Here is a 15,892-nt window from a genome sequence, read left to right on the forward strand (position 1 = left end):
AACACTCCGTGTCAACACACACACGCAATTCGGCCAGGTCAGACGCGGGTGCACCATCCCGCGTGGTGTCAACTGATGGCGTCGATCAGGCCACACCGGGCAGCCAACGGAGTCGTCACCTACCGCGTCCTCTGGCGACAAGACGGGCGACAACGCGGCCTCACCTTCACCGACCTCACGTCGGCCGAGCGGCACCGCGGCAACATCGAGCGCATCGGAGCGTCCGCCGCCCTCGACATGCTCGGCATCGCCGACAGTGGCGAATTGACCCTGCGGGAATGGCTCGACGATCACGTCGCCAACCTCCCCGGCATCATCGAGGGCACTCGGCGGCAGTACAGGCGGTACGTCGCACACGACCTTGCAGACCTCGGACGGCTCCCCCTCGCCGCCGTCACCGAGGCCGCCGTCGCACAGTGGCTCCAAGGCATGGAGCAGCCTGTCGGTGCCGACGGCAAGCCGGGTAAGCGGCCCAGCAGCAAGACCCTCCAGAACAAGCACGCCTTCCTCTCGGGCGCGATGAAGGCCGCCGTACGCGCCGGGAAGATTGACCGGAATCCGTGCGACGGACAGCGGATCATGCGGTCCGAACGCCGCGAAATGGTCATGCTCACGCGCGCCGAGTTCGACAAGGTGCACGCGACGATCGGGCGGGAGCTGTGGGCCGACCTCGCATTGTGGCTCGTGTCGACCGGCATGCGATTCGGAGAGGCGACAGCGCTCGCCCCGTCCGCAATCGACCTCGACGAGGGGACGTGCCGGATCACGCGCGCATGGAAGCGAGGCAAGGACGGCTGGGAGATCGGACCGCCGAAGTCACGCCGCTCCGTGCGGACCATCAACCTACCGCCGCAGGCCGTCGACATCGCCCGCCGGAGGATCGCCGATGGTGGCGACCTGGTCTTCGTCGTGAGCACTGGCGCGCGCTGCCGTCAGCAGAACTTCTTCAACGAAGGGTGGGCGCCCGCCCGCGGCGTCTTGGGCACGGATCGTGTGCCGCGCATCCACGACCTGCGGCACACGTGCGCGTCGTGGATGATCGGTGCTGGCGTGCCACTGGTGGTGGTGTCGCGTCACCTTGGGCACGAGGACATCACGACGACGGCCAACGTCTATGGTCACGTGGATCGGGAGTCTGGCGCGGCGGCTGCCGCCGCGATCGGGAGAGTGCTCGGGTGACGGAGGGTATCCTCGGGCGTCCGTGCGGGGTCGTGCAACGACGAAAAGCCCCCGACCTCCGCGTGATGCGGAAGCCGGGGGCATTGTCGTGCTTGGGGTCGACCAGATCAGCTGTACTTAGTCTTCGGCGTCACGTCGACGGCGACCGGTCCGCCCGCGTTGACGGTGATCGTCGCGTCGAGCGCCTGCCCTCGCAGGAACGTTGACCCGTTCCAGATGCCGTAGTGCGTGACATTCGTCGACGCCGGGACCTGTAGGTTCACCGCTGACCCTTGAGCCGTGGCCTGTGTACCGTCGTCGGTCGCCGCCGCCCACGTCGTGTTGGCCGACGCCGGTGTCGTCGCGATCGCGTTTGCACCTGTCGTGCCGGGGTCCGCTGAGTGCAGGGTGATCTTTCCGCCCATGCCGCCGATCGCGTCTGCGACGGCCTTCCGGTGTGCTGCTGTCTTCGCCATGTCATTCCTTCTCTCGTGAGGTTCGGCCCGGACTGCTGATACAGGTGATCCCGCGGGCGATTGATGTGGAGCCGTCAGCGGCGACGCGGACGACGTCGGCGATGAACTCGAACGCCGGTGCGTCCGGGTCCGCGAACGGGGCGTAGTCGTAGTCGGCGAGATCCACGCCGATCACTGCGCCGTCAGCGCTCGCAGTCGCGCTCGTGATGGCTGACCCGGCCGGGACGATGACTGCACCGGGGCGTGGGCTGGTGCGGGTTGTGTGGATCATGCGTATTGCTGCCTCGCTCGGATGAACACGCGGCCTGCTGCGCCTGCACCACCACGGGTGCGGGACCCGAAGATGCCGCCGTTGCCGCCCGCGCCCGCTGCTCCCGGTGCGGTCGCTGCACCGCCGTTTCCGGTGCCGCCGTTGCCGCCGGTGTGGGTGACGCCCTGCCACGTGGTGTTCCCGGGAGCGGCGCCGTTCTGTGTCGACGTCTTCCCCGACCCGCCGGGCGACGTCAGCGCGAACGCCTGGCCGGTGTGGACTACCGACGACGCTGTGCCGGGGTTCGGTGATGCGTGGTCGGAGTTCGCGGCCTGTGCGCCACCCGACCCGACCGTCACCTCGAGGGTGTCGGCGTACTCGCCGATCTGAGATACCGATGATCCCCAGCGGTTGACACGCTCGATCGTGGTCGTCGCCCACGCGGCTGCGTTGCCGCCCTTGCCTGCCGAGTTGATCGCGCCGTTGCCGGTCTGTCCCGATGCGCCGCCGCCGATCACGACGATGTCGAGGTGAGTGGCCCACGCCGGGATCGGGTACACGAACGAACCGGCGGTCGAGTATGTGGCGTCTGCAGAGGCGTGCGACGTCCACCGCGCTGCGCCACTGTCCTCGCCTGCTGCGAGGTCGAGGCCGGACGTGTGCGCAAGGAGTGCAGCGAGGTCGAGGCCGGTCCCTGAATCGGCTCCCGCCAGGTACGCGAGGATCGTGGCGAGGTCGGTACCTGTGCCGGTGTCGACGCCGGTCGCTGCCCACTTCTCGATCCACGACGCCGCATCGGACCCGAGACCGGCGTCGGTGCCGGTGACGATCGCTCGCAGGATCGCAGTGTCGAGGCTCGCCCCGGTGTCGGTTCCGCTGAGCGCGGCGACGATCAGCGCTACGTCCGTCCCCGTCGAGACATCAGTTCCGAGCAGGTGCGCGACGAGTTCGCCGACGTCTTCGCCGATGCCCCCGTCGATCGCCGCACGAGCGATGACCGTTCTCCACCCTCGGACCGGGTCGCGGGTCGTCGGCCCGGCACTGCCCGCCCAGCCCTTGCGCGGGGTGAGCGTCGGGCCGGTGGGTGACCAGGTCATCAGGCGACCGGTCGGAACATCGCGCACACGTCGACCTGGCCGCGTCCGCCATTCCCGCCTGCGCCAGCTGATTGTCCGAGCGCCGCGTTCCAGTCACCGGCCCCACCGCCACCGCCACCCGGCGCGCCACCGTTGCCGCCGCGCTGCTGCCCAAAGAGCCCATAGACTGCGCCGCCACCACCGCCACCGGCACCGCCCGTGGTGTAGTTGCCCTTAGTAATGCCGTGCGCACCGTTTCCTGCAGGTGTGACAGATCCCCAGTACCCAGAGTCGCCAATACCCGCAGACCCACCCGCAGCCCCAGAGGACGACTCACCAACCCCGCCCGGCGAGATCCGCCGGTCATGCGAGATCGAGTGACTATGACTCCCAGTCGAGGACGTGCTGCCCGTATTCGCGGAGATTCCGACGACGATCAGCAGGCCGCCGTCGCCGCCCGACCCCGGTGCCGCCGACGACGCCAGGTCGCCGAAGATAGTGGGGATCGCCGAGGTACCGGGGACCGAGACGACTAGGTTTCCAAACTTCGATACGCCGCCGTCAGAACCCAACCCGGTACTGTTCGCCGGACACCCAGCACCGCCCTGCCCGACAATGATGGTCTGAGACGTACCCGCATCGGTCGGCGAGATTCGGTCGCAGATTCGGCCGCCGCCTTGACCTCCTGTGCCGCCGTCCGTGGAGCGAGCACCACCGGTTCCGCCGCCGTAGACAGTCACGAGGTAGTGATCGACTTCGTATCCAGTGGGTACGACGTGCGCCGCTGGTGTCCACGTCGTGGTTCCAACTGACGTGTAGGAGACGAGGTGGTAGGCCATGTCGTCGAGGACACCGACGGTGATCGCCTGACCACCGAGGCCTGTCGACACCTGCTGCTGCGTCGTCTCGGTAGTGTCCTTGAGTCCACCCAGATCGGAGATGATGTCGGCGAGCGTGCCGCCGACGACCGGGATACCGCGCAGTGCACGGAGCAGCGCGTCGATCAAGTCCTGCACGAAGTCGTCGATCCCGGCGAGCGCGGACTCGAGCCCGGCGACCATCGCCTTGGGGATCGAGCCGAGGACAGCGGCCGGATCGTGCAGCAGCTTGTCGAGCAGTGTGTCGAGCCCTGCGGCGTTGTCCTCTCCGAGGCCGAGCAGGTCGCCGATCGCGTCGGCGAAGTCGCCGATCCGGTCGCCGATCTCGCCGACCGATGGGATACCGAGCGCGGTGAGAGCCTGGTCGATGAGGTGCTCGATCCAGTCGCCGAGGTTGCCGAGCGCGTCGAGGAGTCCGGTCACCCACTGCTGCGGGATCGACGTCGCCGGCTTGCGCAGTGCGGCGTCGTCCCACCAGATCGATCCGGCTGTGACGACGTCCTCGGTAATCAGCGTGAGCGTCGCCAACGTCGCACCAGCTGGTGTAGTCGCCGACCCGGACAGCTTCACCCAGTCCGACGACGCGGCCGGCGACGTCTTCGACGCGATCACGGTCTCAGCGAGCATCGTCTCGCCGTCCCACCACCGGACCGCGAGCTTCCACGCAGCAGCCGACGACGACGTCGCCACACCGGACCACTTCGCCCACACCTCAGCGTCCAGCTCCTGGCCCTCGGCGACCTGCACCGGCGTCGACTGCTGCAGACCACGCACGCCCGCACCCGTGAACCGAGCCGATCCGGCCTTCGTGCGGCCGACAGCAGCGTCGTACAGCCAGCCCTCGCCGACAACCATCGAATCGGCGCCGTCAAAGTCAGGATTGGCGAGCAGATTCGGTGTGTCCGTGGACAGCCAACCGATCGGAATGACGCCTTGTAAGAGCGCCTGCGCCCCCTTCGCGATGTCGCCCAGAATCGGAACCTCGCCGATCAAGTCGATGAACGGGTCAAAGTCCCCAGTCAGCGCGGACGTCACCGCATGGACAAGTTCACGAATGATCTCCAGCGGATCACCCAGCGGCAGCAGCTTGCCGTTCCAGTCGCCCTCAATCAGGGCTTCCCAGTCTTCCCTCGTCATCCCCGAGAAGTCCGCGAGACCACCAGTGACGCCGTTCGACAGATTGGCCGGGATAAAATACTGGCCGAAATTGGTGCCCGCAGCGGGCAGATTAGGTGTGGTCATCGCCGGTCCTCCTTCTGTGCACGCACCACAGTCCAGATCAGATGCGCGATCGTCACAGCCAAACCGAAGTACAAGACGAACCGAATCTCATTGCGTCCCCAGTACGCCGAGCCGATCCACACCGACACCGCGACCTGAGTCGTGAACGCAGCCAGCGCGAACGCGAGATACAGCACCGCCCGTCCGCCGCGGGTGGCCTGCCATCGAGACCTCAACCCGTACAGGGCGACCAACACCCACGACAGGGAGGCGATGACAACGATCGCCACGTTCGCCCCGATACGCTCGGGAAACATCGGCATGATCGCGAGGGCCGCGGCCGTCGTAGTCACAGCGCCAGCAATAGCGCGCCTCATGCATGCCTCCTCTTCATCGCCAGATCGATCGACTCGCCGAAGTGGTTTCGTGCCCGCTGCTCGCGGCCTTTCGCTGCCAACGCGAACGCCTCCGGCCCGCGGGCATGGATCGCATCGCGTTTCTGCTCTGCAAGGTCGGCGGCTTCACGCGCATGCTCAACCTCCGGCGGCGAGCCCTCGCAACTCCACGGCCACCTCATGACTGAGGTTCCCGATCGAAGAGTCGCTGCACGGACTCGGCCACGGCGGTTCCAGTACGGGCCGCGTCGAGGAGCATCCCGTTCTGTCTCAGCAGTTCGGCGTTCGCGTCGTCATCGGCTGCCGACTTCCGCTTCAGTTCGACGATCTGCTCGTCCTTGAAGCGGATCTCTCGGTCGTGAGTGCGGCGAGGGATCAGCCAGCCCCTCAAGATCATGACAACCACCGCAGCCAAGAGTGCGCCCGATCCCAGGTCGGCCCATGGGAGCGGCGGCACTACTCGCCCTTGCGGTGTCGACCGCCGCGGGTGTTGGCGGCGGCGAGTGCTGTACCACCGCCACCGAGGAGGGCGGCAACCACAGCCAGCCAGAGGGACGCTTCGGTGTCTGACACGACGCCATAGACGACACCGATCGGCACGAGTGCAGTGAGGACGGCGTAAATCCGCTGACGAGCAGCGGGAGTCAGGGCGATCATGCGGTCACCACCTTGATAGCGCCCGACGGATCCCACTCGAGGCGGCCGTGCTCGAAGTCCTGCACGCGCCCACCGGTGCCGTTGTCGCGCTCGTCCGACGTCGGCCAGCCAAGCGGCCCCGTCTCGAACCCCTCCTTCGCCCACCGGTCACCGATCACACCACGCACCGGGAACCCCGGCTGGTCGCCCTGTCGGTAGATCACGCCGCCCTGGAACGCCTGCACCGCTCCGCCCTTGACGAGCGTGTGACGGCGGACCGGGTAGCCGAGGAACCCCGCCTCCCACCGGTGACCTGCCCACGTCTCGAAGATCCGCATCGGCACCGCGACAGCGCCAGTCTTCGGATTCCAGTACACGTAGCCGTTCGCGAACTGAGCGAAACGACCCTCGCCGTCCGGCGTCTTGATCTCACCCTTGGTGACACGCTCCCCCAGCCACGATGCCGCGACCTTCGCCTCAGCGTCGATCGCGTTCACAACTGGCTTCACTACCTCAGTTGGTGCGCCCTTCGCGTAGCCGATGACCACGTCGTACGGGAAGTTCGGTCCGGGATCCGCGTGGTCGGTGCCGCCCCACACGCGGGTGTCGACGTGACCGAGGATGCCTGGAAGTCCGGCGGCGGTCACCCTGCGAAGAGGAATCCGGTACTTGTCGGACCAGTAGCGGAGAACTCGGCCGACCGAGCGGAGCATCTTGTCCTGGGCGAGCCATTCAGCACGCGACTGCGATGCGTTGCCGACGACGCACAGGTTCAGCAGAATGTCGTTGCCCTTGTTGCCGGTCGACCAGGTCTGCCAGTCGTCGGTGTTCTCGCGGATCACCTTTCCGTCGACGCCGACCATCACGTTGTAGCTGCCGGACTGTGTACGAACCTGGTAGCTGACGACGTCGTCAGCGGTGCGCGAGGTAGCGGTCGCGGACTTCCCTGACTCGGTCGTGTGGATGCAGATTCCGACCAAGCCGGATGTCGGGCGCGGTCGCCCGAACCCGAACTCTTCTGACCTGTCGCTGTCGTAGTAGGTCACTATGGCCTCCTGGATGAAATGGCCCGCCGAATCTCGGGGCCTATTTGATGTGAAGTGGTGTCTGGATCAGATGTCGGTCAGCGTTTCCGTGAAGCTCCGCGCTTCCCGCGACGGCGCTCCACCTCCGCCAAGTACTCCTCGTGTTGCTCACGCGCCAGCCGCTTTATCCGGTCGCGCGGATCCTCCACGCCCTCGACACCATCGCGGTACACCCACAGACCGGCTGCCGAATCCTTGTCGATCGACGTACCCGGCTGGTAGTCCTTGATCGGCTCGCAGCAGATCCGGATACCGACCTCGACCTGATGTCGTGCGACCTCGAGCCAGTACTCCGGGCCCATCACCATCGGTGCGCCGACGACGAGCGGGAGCCCGACGAACGTCGCACTGATGCGGTCGATCTGATCGTTCAGTTGGTCTTCGGTCAGATCCTTGTACGGGACACAGGCGTCGCACACTGTCACCACACTCCCAGCATTGAGGCCGCCGAAGCGGTGTCGGAGATCATCTTGATGATCGTTTCGATCGGGTCGCGGTCAGCGGGTGCACCGAACTCGGCTTCCCACTGCGCGAAATGGTCTGCCGCCCAGTTGAATGTCGTCTTGCTGCAGCGCTCTACGTGGATCTCGCCGGACTCGTCGCCCGCGATCTCGAAGCTGCCGCGGTCACCCTTGTAGAAATGGCCCGAGCCTTTCCAGCCGACAACGTACGGGCCGCCAACCGATGTCACCTTCCCGTGCCGTTGCCGCTCCGTAGCCTTCACGCCCGACCGGACCGCCATCAACGACGACAGCGTGTACGCCTTACCTGGCAGGTCAACGTGGTACTCGAGATAGTGCGACGAGCCTTGCTGCGCTATTCGATGCGGCAACTTCACCGAGATCCACGCAAGTACCGTGTCCGTATAGAACGGCTTCAACACCGCGTCTATCGCGCCACCCTGCGGCCCGATCCCGTACCCGCCGACATTCAGATTCGATGTCACCAAGTCGCCAAGCGCCTGCACCCCGGCGCTGATCGCCTCATTCACGCCCGGCGCACTCTGTCCGCCGCAGTTGATGATGATGCCCTTCGATGGCGACGTCGTGAACTCAGTCTCGGTCGGATAGTCAGCCGGGAAGTGGGCGAACGGGAAACCCTTCGGCGTCTCGAACATCGTGCTGTAGAACTGTGATGGCCACTGCGGTTCGCCGGTCAGCTCGACCTCGATGTCCTCGAACATGTCGCCGATCGATTCGCGAATCGTGCGAGTCATCCCGTCGAAGATCGTGCCGCCATTCGCAGCACCCTCGCGGTGTCCGGACTTGTCGACAATGTCGACGACCAGCGCACCGTCCTTGATGTCAGCGCCAGGCCACGGCTCCGGATCCCCGGCACGGTAGCGGCGAGTGACGACCGACATTTCCGCATCCGACATGATCGGCGATGCGATGTCGTGCCACTTCCCCCAGCGGGACATGAACAGCGCCCACGTCGTCCCGTCCGCCAAGTCCTGCAACAGCGTCGTCGGCTTGATGACGATGTCCCAGTTCGACATGTCCAACCCGTCCAACCAGGTCATCGGGTTCATCGGATCGTCAGGGATCTGCCAGATGCTCGAGTAGATCCGCAACAGATTCAGGAACAACGCCGTCTTCAAAGTCCAGATCGCCGGCCCCGCCAACAGGAAGATCCGCGGGAACTGGAAGATCGCAGGCAAGAACGGATTCGACCAGCAGTCGACCCACTTCAGATTCTCGTAGTCGGTGAGGAACGTGACGACCAAGAGACGCTGCCCCTTCGCATCCTTCTTCACCGTCTTCGAGTCGTAACGCCCCGACAACCGGACGCCGTTGTGCTCGACATCGACGTGGAAGTTCTCGCCCTCACCGCGCGACATGCGCCCGCGGTCGTCGTTCATCCACTGCGCGACCGGGTGATCAAACGCCAACGTGAGTTCAATGCTGCCGGTGTCGTTCTCGTTGTCCTCGGCGTGAATCGACACGACATCGAGCAGCAGATGTTGCAGTCGTTGCTGTCCGTCGAACACGAACGTTCCGGGCGGCGTCTCCCGCATCGCCTCGACACGACGATCCTCAGCCTCGGTCGCCTCGCGGATTGCGTTGCACTGATCGAGCAGCGACATCGTTGGAGCAGTCATCTACAGCTCCATTCCGATGAAGCGCGACCACAGTCGCGGCATGTGAACCTCAGCGCGGGCGCCCGACGACGGCGCACCGGTCACCGAGATCGGGAGTTGAGTCAGCGGCGTGTACGGCGGGATGTCGAAACGGACCCAGTTGCCGTTCATGCGGCCCAACAGATTCGCACCGGTGAGCGTCGACGCATGCAGCTTGCGGCGTTCACGCGTGATCCGCGCACCACCATCAGCGACCGTCACATCGACAGTCACCGTCCGCGTCGCCTGCTCGCCCGCCGGGACACGAGCACCCTCCGGCCCTTGCCACGACGGATCCGGAAGCACCCACTTGCCCGGCGTCAGGATCCACGTGTGGCGGCACGGCGTATCCGTCGGATTCGACACAGTGACAGTCCCACTGCCACTACTGTCTGACGTCTCAAAGAAATCCACTTCGGTGCCCGAAGTCGGCAGCGGTTGCGGGGCACGCAACTCGTACACGATGTCGAAGATCGCATTCGTATACGGGTCGCGCTCCATCTTCATCTCCGGTGCCGCCTTCAAATGGGCGTCCAGAGTGCGGACACCCGACAGTGTCGAGTTGACCTCCACCTGCGGAAGACGCGCAGCGGGGTTCCACGGATCGCGGCGTGACGAGAATGCACGCCGGAAGTCAGACTCAAGGCGACCCGCCTGCTTCGACCCGGACAACTCCTCGGCGATGTACAGGCCGATCGTCATATCGCGCGGCTTGTACCGCTCGCCCGAGAACACTGCACCCTCAGTGTCCTCTATCCAATCCGTCTCCATTGGTGCGTCCATCAAGCCATCACAACTCGACTCAGCGATGGTGATCCACGGATTACGCTGCGATCCCCACACTGGAAACCGTGTGCCGTCCCCCGCGATGAACGTGACATCAAAACCGGGCATCAGACACGGCCCCCCTTACCGGCCGCAACCAGCCGTCGATTCTTCTGCCGTTGCTTATCGGCGAAATCGCGATCGTCCCGGGCAGGCTGAACGCCATTCGGACCCTGAGCGACGACCACCTTGATCAGTTGGTCGAGCTTCGCGACGATCGCATCCGTCCCGATCCCCGACTGGAAATCACGACGCACCATCTGCTCGAACGCCGACGTCTGCCGCGGCGACAACACCCGCTCAGGCGTATTGATGTTCTTCAACATCAACCCCTTGCGAGGAGCGATACCGCCCTGGTCGTACCAGTTGTTCGCCTCGTGAAACGCCTTCGCATCCACCGGCGTCTTGTACCGGCCATCCACGTACTTGTCGAAAGCCTTCGCCTGCAACGCCGGATCGGTCGTCTTCGGGTCGACACCAGCCGCCCGATACACGTCCTCACCAGCCTGAATCAGACCCCAGTACTTGCCGTTCTGCGCATCCGGCTTCCACGTCGACTCCTTGTTGACGATCCAATCCGTCGCCGACCACTGATCGCCCGACCGCCACGCCTCACGCAAACCGCCCTTGAACGCGGCCTTGATCGCATCCACCGACGACAGCTTCCCGACGCCCGTGTCCTCGCCACGCTTCGGTCGGTGAGTACCCGGATCACGGACACCCTTGCCAGGCGTGATCGTCGCCGTCGTCGTCTCCGACGCCTTCAGCTTCTCCAGGTCCTCCTTGGCCTGCTTCGCCTCCCGCTCAGCCTTCTCGGCCGCAGCCTTCGCCGCCATCCGCGACGACTGTGACGACTTCTTGTTGGCCTCCACCTCCGCGAGCCGCTGCTTCGCGACCTTCAGCGCGGTCTCCTTGTCGGTGACCTTGTCCTCGGCCTCACGCAGCTTCTTCGGATCGACAGGCTTACCGGACGTCGTGTCCTTCACCGGCAGACCGGCCCACGCGGCCAATGCGCCGGGCGAATCATTGACGCCGAACACGTCGAGAATGTCCTTGATCTGACCCGACACGCCCGTCTTCACGACATCGCCGACCAGACCCGAGATCGTCGACTCCTTCGACACCGTGTCCGGTGTCGACGTTGTCGTCGGCGAATCGGTAGTCGCAGACGGAGCATCTGTCGTCGAATCGAGCGTCAGAGTGCCGACCGCATTATCCAGAGCCTGCGCCACCGTCAGATACCAACGGTCAGTGAACTGCGGATGATCCGGCCCCACCGGACCGCCGACCATACCGCCGCCGTTCTGGCCGCCCATCTCAACATTCACGTCATCCGGCAGTCGACCGATCGCATGGCCGCCACCCGGACCGCCGTTGTAGTACGCGACCCGCATGTCACCCGACTTGCCAGCGCCACGCTGGTATCCCATCGCCGGAAGATCTGACCCCATCGACCCTGTCGACATGCGGCCGCCGAACGGCGGCAGGCCAGCAGCAGCACGCGCAGGCGCCGAAACAGCTCCGGAGCAGTCGCCCCAGTTCACGCCGCCCCAGACGTACGGTGCGCCTGTCAGAGGGCGTGACGCCCCGTGTCCACCGTCGACCAACTCCCTGAGTTGCTTGCCGTTGAACCCACCGTCAGCGAACCGGGTGATTCCGTCGGCCCCTGCTGACTTGAGCAGCTTCGACACCGCACCGCCAGCGATCCCACCGAGCAGCCCCGAGACGGACCCGTCGCGCGGGATCAGCTCGAGCCCGAACATTCGCGCGACCGCCGCCAGGATGTCCGTCGACCGACGGCGCTTCGACGGCGCGAGCGGGATGAAGGCTTCGCCATGCGTCGACGGCTCCGCCCACTGCACCAGGCCGCCGCCAGGATCAGCCTGCTGAATCAGCGCACGGTCCGGGAGCGTGTCACGCACGCCGCCGTTCGCGTACGCCTCCGCTGCACGGATACCGCCCGCCGCATACCGACGGATCGACCCGTCAGCGTTGCCGCCATTGGCGGCCTGCGCTGCCGCCGCAGCGGCAGCAGCAGCCGGATTCAGCGCCCCCACCGCAGTCACGACACTGATGACGGCACTTCTTTCGCGCGCAATCTGATTCAGCTTGTTCTCGACAGTATCCGCACCCTGTTCTCGGACGAGAATCAATTTGTCATTGTCGTTCACAACCTTGAGGCCGATCTGCTCCAGCAGCGCATTCACACCGGGGGCGAGAGGGGCCGTGATCTCGATGTCCTTCTTGTTGTCCTTGTTGACCTTCACGCCCAATTCGTCGAGAAGAGTGCGGACTGCACCCGCACCCTGCGTCGTAACACTAATCGACTTCATAGGCGGAATCTGAGTAACCGCATCGATGACAGTCTGGAGCTTTGCTCCCGCTTCTCCGGTGACGTCAACCTTGATTGCCTTCTGGCCGTTCTCGATGACCTCCCGATACTTGATCCCCAGCCTGTCCAACACAGGCAGGGCCGCCTTGATCTGGTCATAGCCAATAGCGACTTCCTTACGTCCTGGGGTCGCGATCATCGCCGCCCTAATCGCCCCCAGCCCCTGGACCGCCTCCGGTGCCCCAGTCAGCTTCACCATCAGATCGATGTTGTCGCCACCACCGAAGCTGCCGTACAACTCGCGGATCTTCTCGATCGGCTTGTTGGTCGCATCAGCGAGAGCCTGCAACGTCGCCTCGATCTCACGGTTCGTACGGGAGATCGCTGCACCGTCACCAGTGGACGCGACCTGCTGCTGCTTCTGCGCGAGATCATCGAGGATCGAATACAGCTTGCCGCCAGTCACCCCCATCTCGTCCAGATTTCCCTTGGCATCGAATGCCGCCGGACCAATCTCCTTCGCAGCCTCGGCGGCCTGACGGATCGACTCACCCATCTGGCGCATTGCGTCGGCTTTGTTCCGCGCCGGATTCAAGGCGTCCATCGCAGTCTTGATCGCCTTCAGCTTCGACTCTGCGGTGGCCGACTTATCGCCGAGTACGTCGATTGCTTCTCCGAATTCGGCGACTCCATGCGTGGTCATCCTTGCGATCGCCTGCTGCTTCTCAAACTCAATCCTGTAGCCCTGCAAAGCAGCAATCGTGTCTGTGCCCACCCCTAGAGATTTCAGGGATGATACAAACTGATCCCACGACTGTTTCGTGCCGGAAATCCTAGCAGTCAACTGGGACATTGAAAGGCCCATTGAATCCATAGCTTCCTTTATGGAAGTTGCTCCAACTCCGGTCTCTGCAAGAGGTTTCTTAAATGCGCCACTAAACATATTCGTGGTCAATTCAGAGACAGTATCCAGGCTCTTGACTGACATGTCGATCTGCTCCGACAATGCGCTGAATACGTTGTCGTCGACCTCGCCGCGCGAGGCCCTGAGGGCGACCTTGACGTTGGTGACTGCCGTGGCGTATTCATCAGCCCTCTGTTTCGCTTCGGCTGCCTGCTCCTTGTTCTTCTGTATGTGGGACGTGAGCGCCATGACGCCGACCGTTGCGCCAACCATTGCGACACCCCACGGGCCGCCCATCATGCCCATGAGGCCAGCGCCGGCCGAACGCATACCCGCCATGCCTGCGGAGGCCACCCCGGCGGTTCGCGAGAAACGCTGGGCACCCGCCGCACCCTGCGCGTACGCCTGCCGAACTGTCGAGCCGAACGTTTGCGTCTGCCGAGCCGCAGCAGCCTGAGCTGCCGTCATCCCCGCCTGGGCCGCTGTCGCACGAGTCGCAGCAGTCGTCGATGCCAAACGGGCCTCGGCAACACGAGCCTCAGCCGCAGCAACCTGCCCGGCCGTCGCGCCAGCAGTCGCGCGAACACGCGCAAGGTTCTCTTCCGCGATCAGCACCTTCGCGGCTGCCGTCGCCGCGACGTTCTGAGCCTGCGCCAGCCTGGTCGATGCCGCCGCCAGCGCGGACTCCGACTCGGCCGACAGTGCCGACGCACGAACAAGGCCCGACAACTTCTGCGTCACGGTCGACGTCGCCGTCGACACCCTCGACATCAGGGTCGGCATCGTCTTGAAGGCCATCCACCCGATGAGCGCCGCGCCCACCAGGGCAGGCTGCGCTTCCATCAGGTCAGCGATCCCCGACAGCACGGGCTCCAGTGCCGATAGGACGGACGCGACACCCGATATCCCGGCCATCGCGACCTGCCACGTGCCGACGCCGAGGCTCGCGGACACGGATGCGATCGACGTCGCGATCCGGATCACCGTCGGCGCGAGCTGCTGCCCAGTGCTGATGAGCTGCATGAACGTGTCGCGCGTCTGATTGACGACGCCAGAGCCCTGGAGAGCCTTCCACGCCGCCATCGCCGACGCCTGGATCTTCGGCCCGAACTCCGTGACCGCCTTCGACGAGATCGTCTGGACGAAGGCACCGACCTTCGGCTCAAGCTGGTCGATCGCATCAGTGATCCCGGAGAATCCGCCCGGCAACGCCTTGAAGATCGGTTCGAGCGCCGTCGCGCCGATGCGGCCCGCCGCGGCCTTCATGTTCTCGAATGCGCCCTGGACCGTCTGGCCCATCTCCTCCGCGCCACCACCGACCTTCTCGGTCATCACCTTGGCGAAGTCCTCGAACGACACCTTGCCGTCGGAGACCATCTTGGACGCTTCTTCGGTGGTCACCCCGTAGTTCTTGGCGAGTTCGGGGAGGATGCCGATCTGGCGCTCCATGAGCTGGTCCAGGGTCTCGCCGTCGAGCTTGCCCTTCGCGGCGATCTTGCCCCAGATCATCCCCATGTCGTTGAGGTCGGTGCCCGCGATCGCCGCGCTGTCGGCGACCAGGCGCAGCGTCGATTCGAGCTGCTGGCCCGGCTTGATACCGGCGGCCACCATCGTCCCCGCCAGACCCGCGGCGTCGCCGAGACCGAAGGCAGTGCCCTTCACCGCGGCGAGGGCGTTCTTCATGATCGACTCGACTTCTTCGCCCGACGAGCCGAGCGCGCGCAACTTGGCCTGAGCCTGGTCGATGGTGTTGAGTCGGGAGAAGCCCTTCGTCAGCGCGAACCCGATACCACCGAGCGCGGCAGCCCCAGCGGTCGCCACCCCGCCCTTGAGTGCCGTGCCGAGCGCCGACGACATCTTCGAGCCCATCGACTTGCCAGCCGCCGCGGCGTCACCGTCAGCCTGACCGAGAGCCCGCTTGATCGCGGGCCCCATCTTCGACGTCTCGGCCACTAGGCTCACGTAACCCACTGCAAGCTCCGGCATGGGCATCCTCCGATCAGATGAGGTGCGCCAACCGGCGCGGAATGTCGTGAAGCGCGAGTACTCTCAGCGCATGAAGAAGTGGCTCGCCGCGATCGCCGCGGTCATAGCAGTTGTCGGAATCCAGGGATGCGGCAGCGAATCAAGCGGGCCGGACCCGTTCACCATCAAGGCCGACGTGTCGATGATCTTCTCCGGATACGGAGTGCTCACGATGGAACCGGAGCATTGCGACACTGTGACCACCGAGAACGGTCGATGGCAGTCTGACGTGCCTGTGATCTTCAAGCAGGGCGAACGCGAGATCGGGACCGGCGGCGTGATCTCCGACCTCGCTGATATAGATCAGAGCACCGGATACCGTGTGTGCTCCTACACCGTTTCCGGCACCGTCACCCCGAAGGACAACAGCTCGATCACCGCCGAGTTCTCCGACGGTGGCGAATGGTCGCAATCGATCCACGACTGGCAGACAGGAGAGTCTGCGTTCATCTACCAGTCGTCGTTGGACGCCTCGGACACTACCGACGCTGGTTTCTAGCCACCACCCGCAG

Annotated in this window: 15 protein-coding genes; 2 read left to right on the top strand and 13 right to left on the bottom strand. The window is 64.9% G+C overall.

Translation table 11 applies throughout. The annotated features are described in order from the left end of the window. Window positions 1–75: 75 nt before the first annotated feature. On the top strand, window positions 76–1,179 hold the full coding sequence (locus tag GYB83_RS03055) for a tyrosine-type recombinase/integrase (protein ID WP_161894095.1): 1,104 nt from the start codon (window positions 76–78) through the stop codon (window positions 1,177–1,179). A 107-nt stretch (window positions 1,180–1,286) separates the two neighbouring features. On the opposite strand, the gene GYB83_RS03060 is transcribed toward GYB83_RS03055, so the two are convergent. The 13 genes from GYB83_RS03060 to GYB83_RS03115 all read right to left on the bottom strand — a co-directional run bounded on the left by GYB83_RS03060 (window position 1,287) and on the right by GYB83_RS03115 (window position 15,341). Next, window positions 1,287–1,634: a hypothetical protein gene (locus GYB83_RS03060; RefSeq protein ID WP_161894096.1), complete on the bottom strand. Its 348-nt coding sequence runs from the start codon at window positions 1,632–1,634 to the stop codon at window positions 1,287–1,289. Window position 1,635: 1 nt separating this feature from the next. After that, window positions 1,636–1,905, bottom strand: a complete 270-nt coding sequence (locus GYB83_RS03065; protein ID WP_161894097.1) for a DUF7233 domain-containing protein — start codon at window positions 1,903–1,905, stop codon at window positions 1,636–1,638. Continuing rightward, on the bottom strand, window positions 1,902–2,981 hold the full coding sequence (locus tag GYB83_RS03070) for a glycine-rich domain-containing protein (RefSeq protein ID WP_161894098.1): 1,080 nt from the start codon (window positions 2,979–2,981) through the stop codon (window positions 1,902–1,904). Before GYB83_RS03070 ends, GYB83_RS03065 begins: the two co-directional genes overlap by 4 nt. Next, the gene (locus GYB83_RS03075; protein WP_161894099.1) at window positions 2,981–5,080 is read right to left on the bottom strand and encodes a glycine-rich domain-containing protein; all 2,100 of its coding nucleotides are present in this window, start codon (window positions 5,078–5,080) and stop codon (window positions 2,981–2,983) included. The genes GYB83_RS03070 and GYB83_RS03075 overlap by 1 nt, the downstream gene beginning before the upstream one ends. Next, entirely contained in the window at window positions 5,077–5,412 is a 336-nt protein-coding gene (locus GYB83_RS03080; RefSeq protein WP_161894100.1) for a putative phage holin, read from the bottom strand. Before GYB83_RS03080 ends, GYB83_RS03075 begins: the two co-directional genes overlap by 4 nt. Window positions 5,413–5,432: 20 nt before the next feature. Then, on the bottom strand, window positions 5,433–5,636 hold the full coding sequence (locus GYB83_RS24215; protein WP_443093427.1) for a DUF7620 family protein: 204 nt from the start codon (window positions 5,634–5,636) through the stop codon (window positions 5,433–5,435). Beyond that, on the bottom strand, window positions 5,633–5,851 hold the full coding sequence (locus tag GYB83_RS03085) for a hypothetical protein (protein ID WP_161894101.1): 219 nt from the start codon (window positions 5,849–5,851) through the stop codon (window positions 5,633–5,635). The genes GYB83_RS24215 and GYB83_RS03085 overlap by 4 nt, the downstream gene beginning before the upstream one ends. Before the next feature lie 59 nt (window positions 5,852–5,910). Further along, a complete protein-coding gene (locus tag GYB83_RS03090; RefSeq protein WP_161894102.1) occupies window positions 5,911–6,111 on the bottom strand; it encodes a phage holin in 201 nt (66 codons plus the stop codon). Beyond that, the gene (locus GYB83_RS23505; RefSeq protein ID WP_228461148.1) at window positions 6,108–7,136 is read right to left on the bottom strand and encodes an N-acetylmuramoyl-L-alanine amidase; all 1,029 of its coding nucleotides are present in this window, start codon (window positions 7,134–7,136) and stop codon (window positions 6,108–6,110) included. The genes GYB83_RS03090 and GYB83_RS23505 overlap by 4 nt, the downstream gene beginning before the upstream one ends. Before the next feature lie 77 nt (window positions 7,137–7,213). Next, the gene (locus tag GYB83_RS03100; RefSeq protein WP_161894103.1) at window positions 7,214–7,603 is read right to left on the bottom strand and encodes a phage gene 29 protein family protein; all 390 of its coding nucleotides are present in this window, start codon (window positions 7,601–7,603) and stop codon (window positions 7,214–7,216) included. Beyond that, window positions 7,597–9,261, bottom strand: a complete 1,665-nt coding sequence (locus tag GYB83_RS03105; RefSeq protein WP_161894104.1) for a Gp37-like protein — start codon at window positions 9,259–9,261, stop codon at window positions 7,597–7,599. Before GYB83_RS03105 ends, GYB83_RS03100 begins: the two co-directional genes overlap by 7 nt. A 15-nt stretch (window positions 9,262–9,276) precedes the next feature. After that, the gene (locus GYB83_RS03110; RefSeq protein WP_161894105.1) at window positions 9,277–10,065 is read right to left on the bottom strand and encodes a hypothetical protein; all 789 of its coding nucleotides are present in this window, start codon (window positions 10,063–10,065) and stop codon (window positions 9,277–9,279) included. A 122-nt stretch (window positions 10,066–10,187) separates the two neighbouring features. Continuing rightward, window positions 10,188–15,341 carry a tape measure protein gene (locus tag GYB83_RS03115; RefSeq protein WP_161894106.1) on the bottom strand — a complete coding sequence of 1,718 codons (5,154 nt, stop codon included), beginning with the start codon at window positions 15,339–15,341 and terminating at the stop codon, window positions 10,188–10,190. A 70-nt stretch (window positions 15,342–15,411) separates the two neighbouring features. On the opposite strand from GYB83_RS03115, the gene GYB83_RS03120 reads away from it, so the two are divergent. Next, a complete protein-coding gene (locus GYB83_RS03120; protein WP_161894107.1) occupies window positions 15,412–15,879 on the top strand; it encodes a hypothetical protein in 468 nt (155 codons plus the stop codon). The last annotated feature ends 13 nt before the right edge of the window (window positions 15,880–15,892 follow it).

The sequence above is a fragment of the Gordonia spumicola genome (assembly GCF_009932475.1).
Taxonomy (GTDB): Bacteria; Actinomycetota; Actinomycetes; order Mycobacteriales; family Mycobacteriaceae; genus Gordonia; species Gordonia spumicola.

What these genes read in the sequence shown, in the direction of transcription:
- GYB83_RS03075 (WP_161894099.1), bottom strand. Translation starts at nt 5,080, where the DNA reads ATGACCACACCTAATCTGCCCGCTGCGGGCACCAATTTCGGCCAGTAT.
- GYB83_RS03110 (WP_161894105.1), bottom strand. Translation starts at nt 10,065, where the DNA reads ATGGAGACGGATTGGATAGAGGACACTGAGGGTGCAGTGTTCTCGGGC.
- GYB83_RS03055 (WP_161894095.1), top strand. Translation starts at nt 76, where the DNA reads ATGGCGTCGATCAGGCCACACCGGGCAGCCAACGGAGTCGTCACCTAC.
- GYB83_RS24215 (WP_443093427.1), bottom strand. Translation starts at nt 5,636, where the DNA reads ATGAGGTGGCCGTGGAGTTGCGAGGGCTCGCCGCCGGAGGTTGAGCAT.
- GYB83_RS03090 (WP_161894102.1), bottom strand. Translation starts at nt 6,111, where the DNA reads ATGATCGCCCTGACTCCCGCTGCTCGTCAGCGGATTTACGCCGTCCTC.
- GYB83_RS03070 (WP_161894098.1), bottom strand. Translation starts at nt 2,981, where the DNA reads ATGACCTGGTCACCCACCGGCCCGACGCTCACCCCGCGCAAGGGCTGG.
- GYB83_RS03105 (WP_161894104.1), bottom strand. Translation starts at nt 9,261, where the DNA reads ATGTCGCTGCTCGATCAGTGCAACGCAATCCGCGAGGCGACCGAGGCT.
- GYB83_RS03060 (WP_161894096.1), bottom strand. Translation starts at nt 1,634, where the DNA reads ATGGCGAAGACAGCAGCACACCGGAAGGCCGTCGCAGACGCGATCGGC.
- GYB83_RS03120 (WP_161894107.1), top strand. Translation starts at nt 15,412, where the DNA reads ATGAAGAAGTGGCTCGCCGCGATCGCCGCGGTCATAGCAGTTGTCGGA.
- GYB83_RS03085 (WP_161894101.1), bottom strand. Translation starts at nt 5,851, where the DNA reads ATGATCTTGAGGGGCTGGCTGATCCCTCGCCGCACTCACGACCGAGAG.
- GYB83_RS03065 (WP_161894097.1), bottom strand. Translation starts at nt 1,905, where the DNA reads ATGATCCACACAACCCGCACCAGCCCACGCCCCGGTGCAGTCATCGTC.
- GYB83_RS03115 (WP_161894106.1), bottom strand. Translation starts at nt 15,341, where the DNA reads ATGCCGGAGCTTGCAGTGGGTTACGTGAGCCTAGTGGCCGAGACGTCG.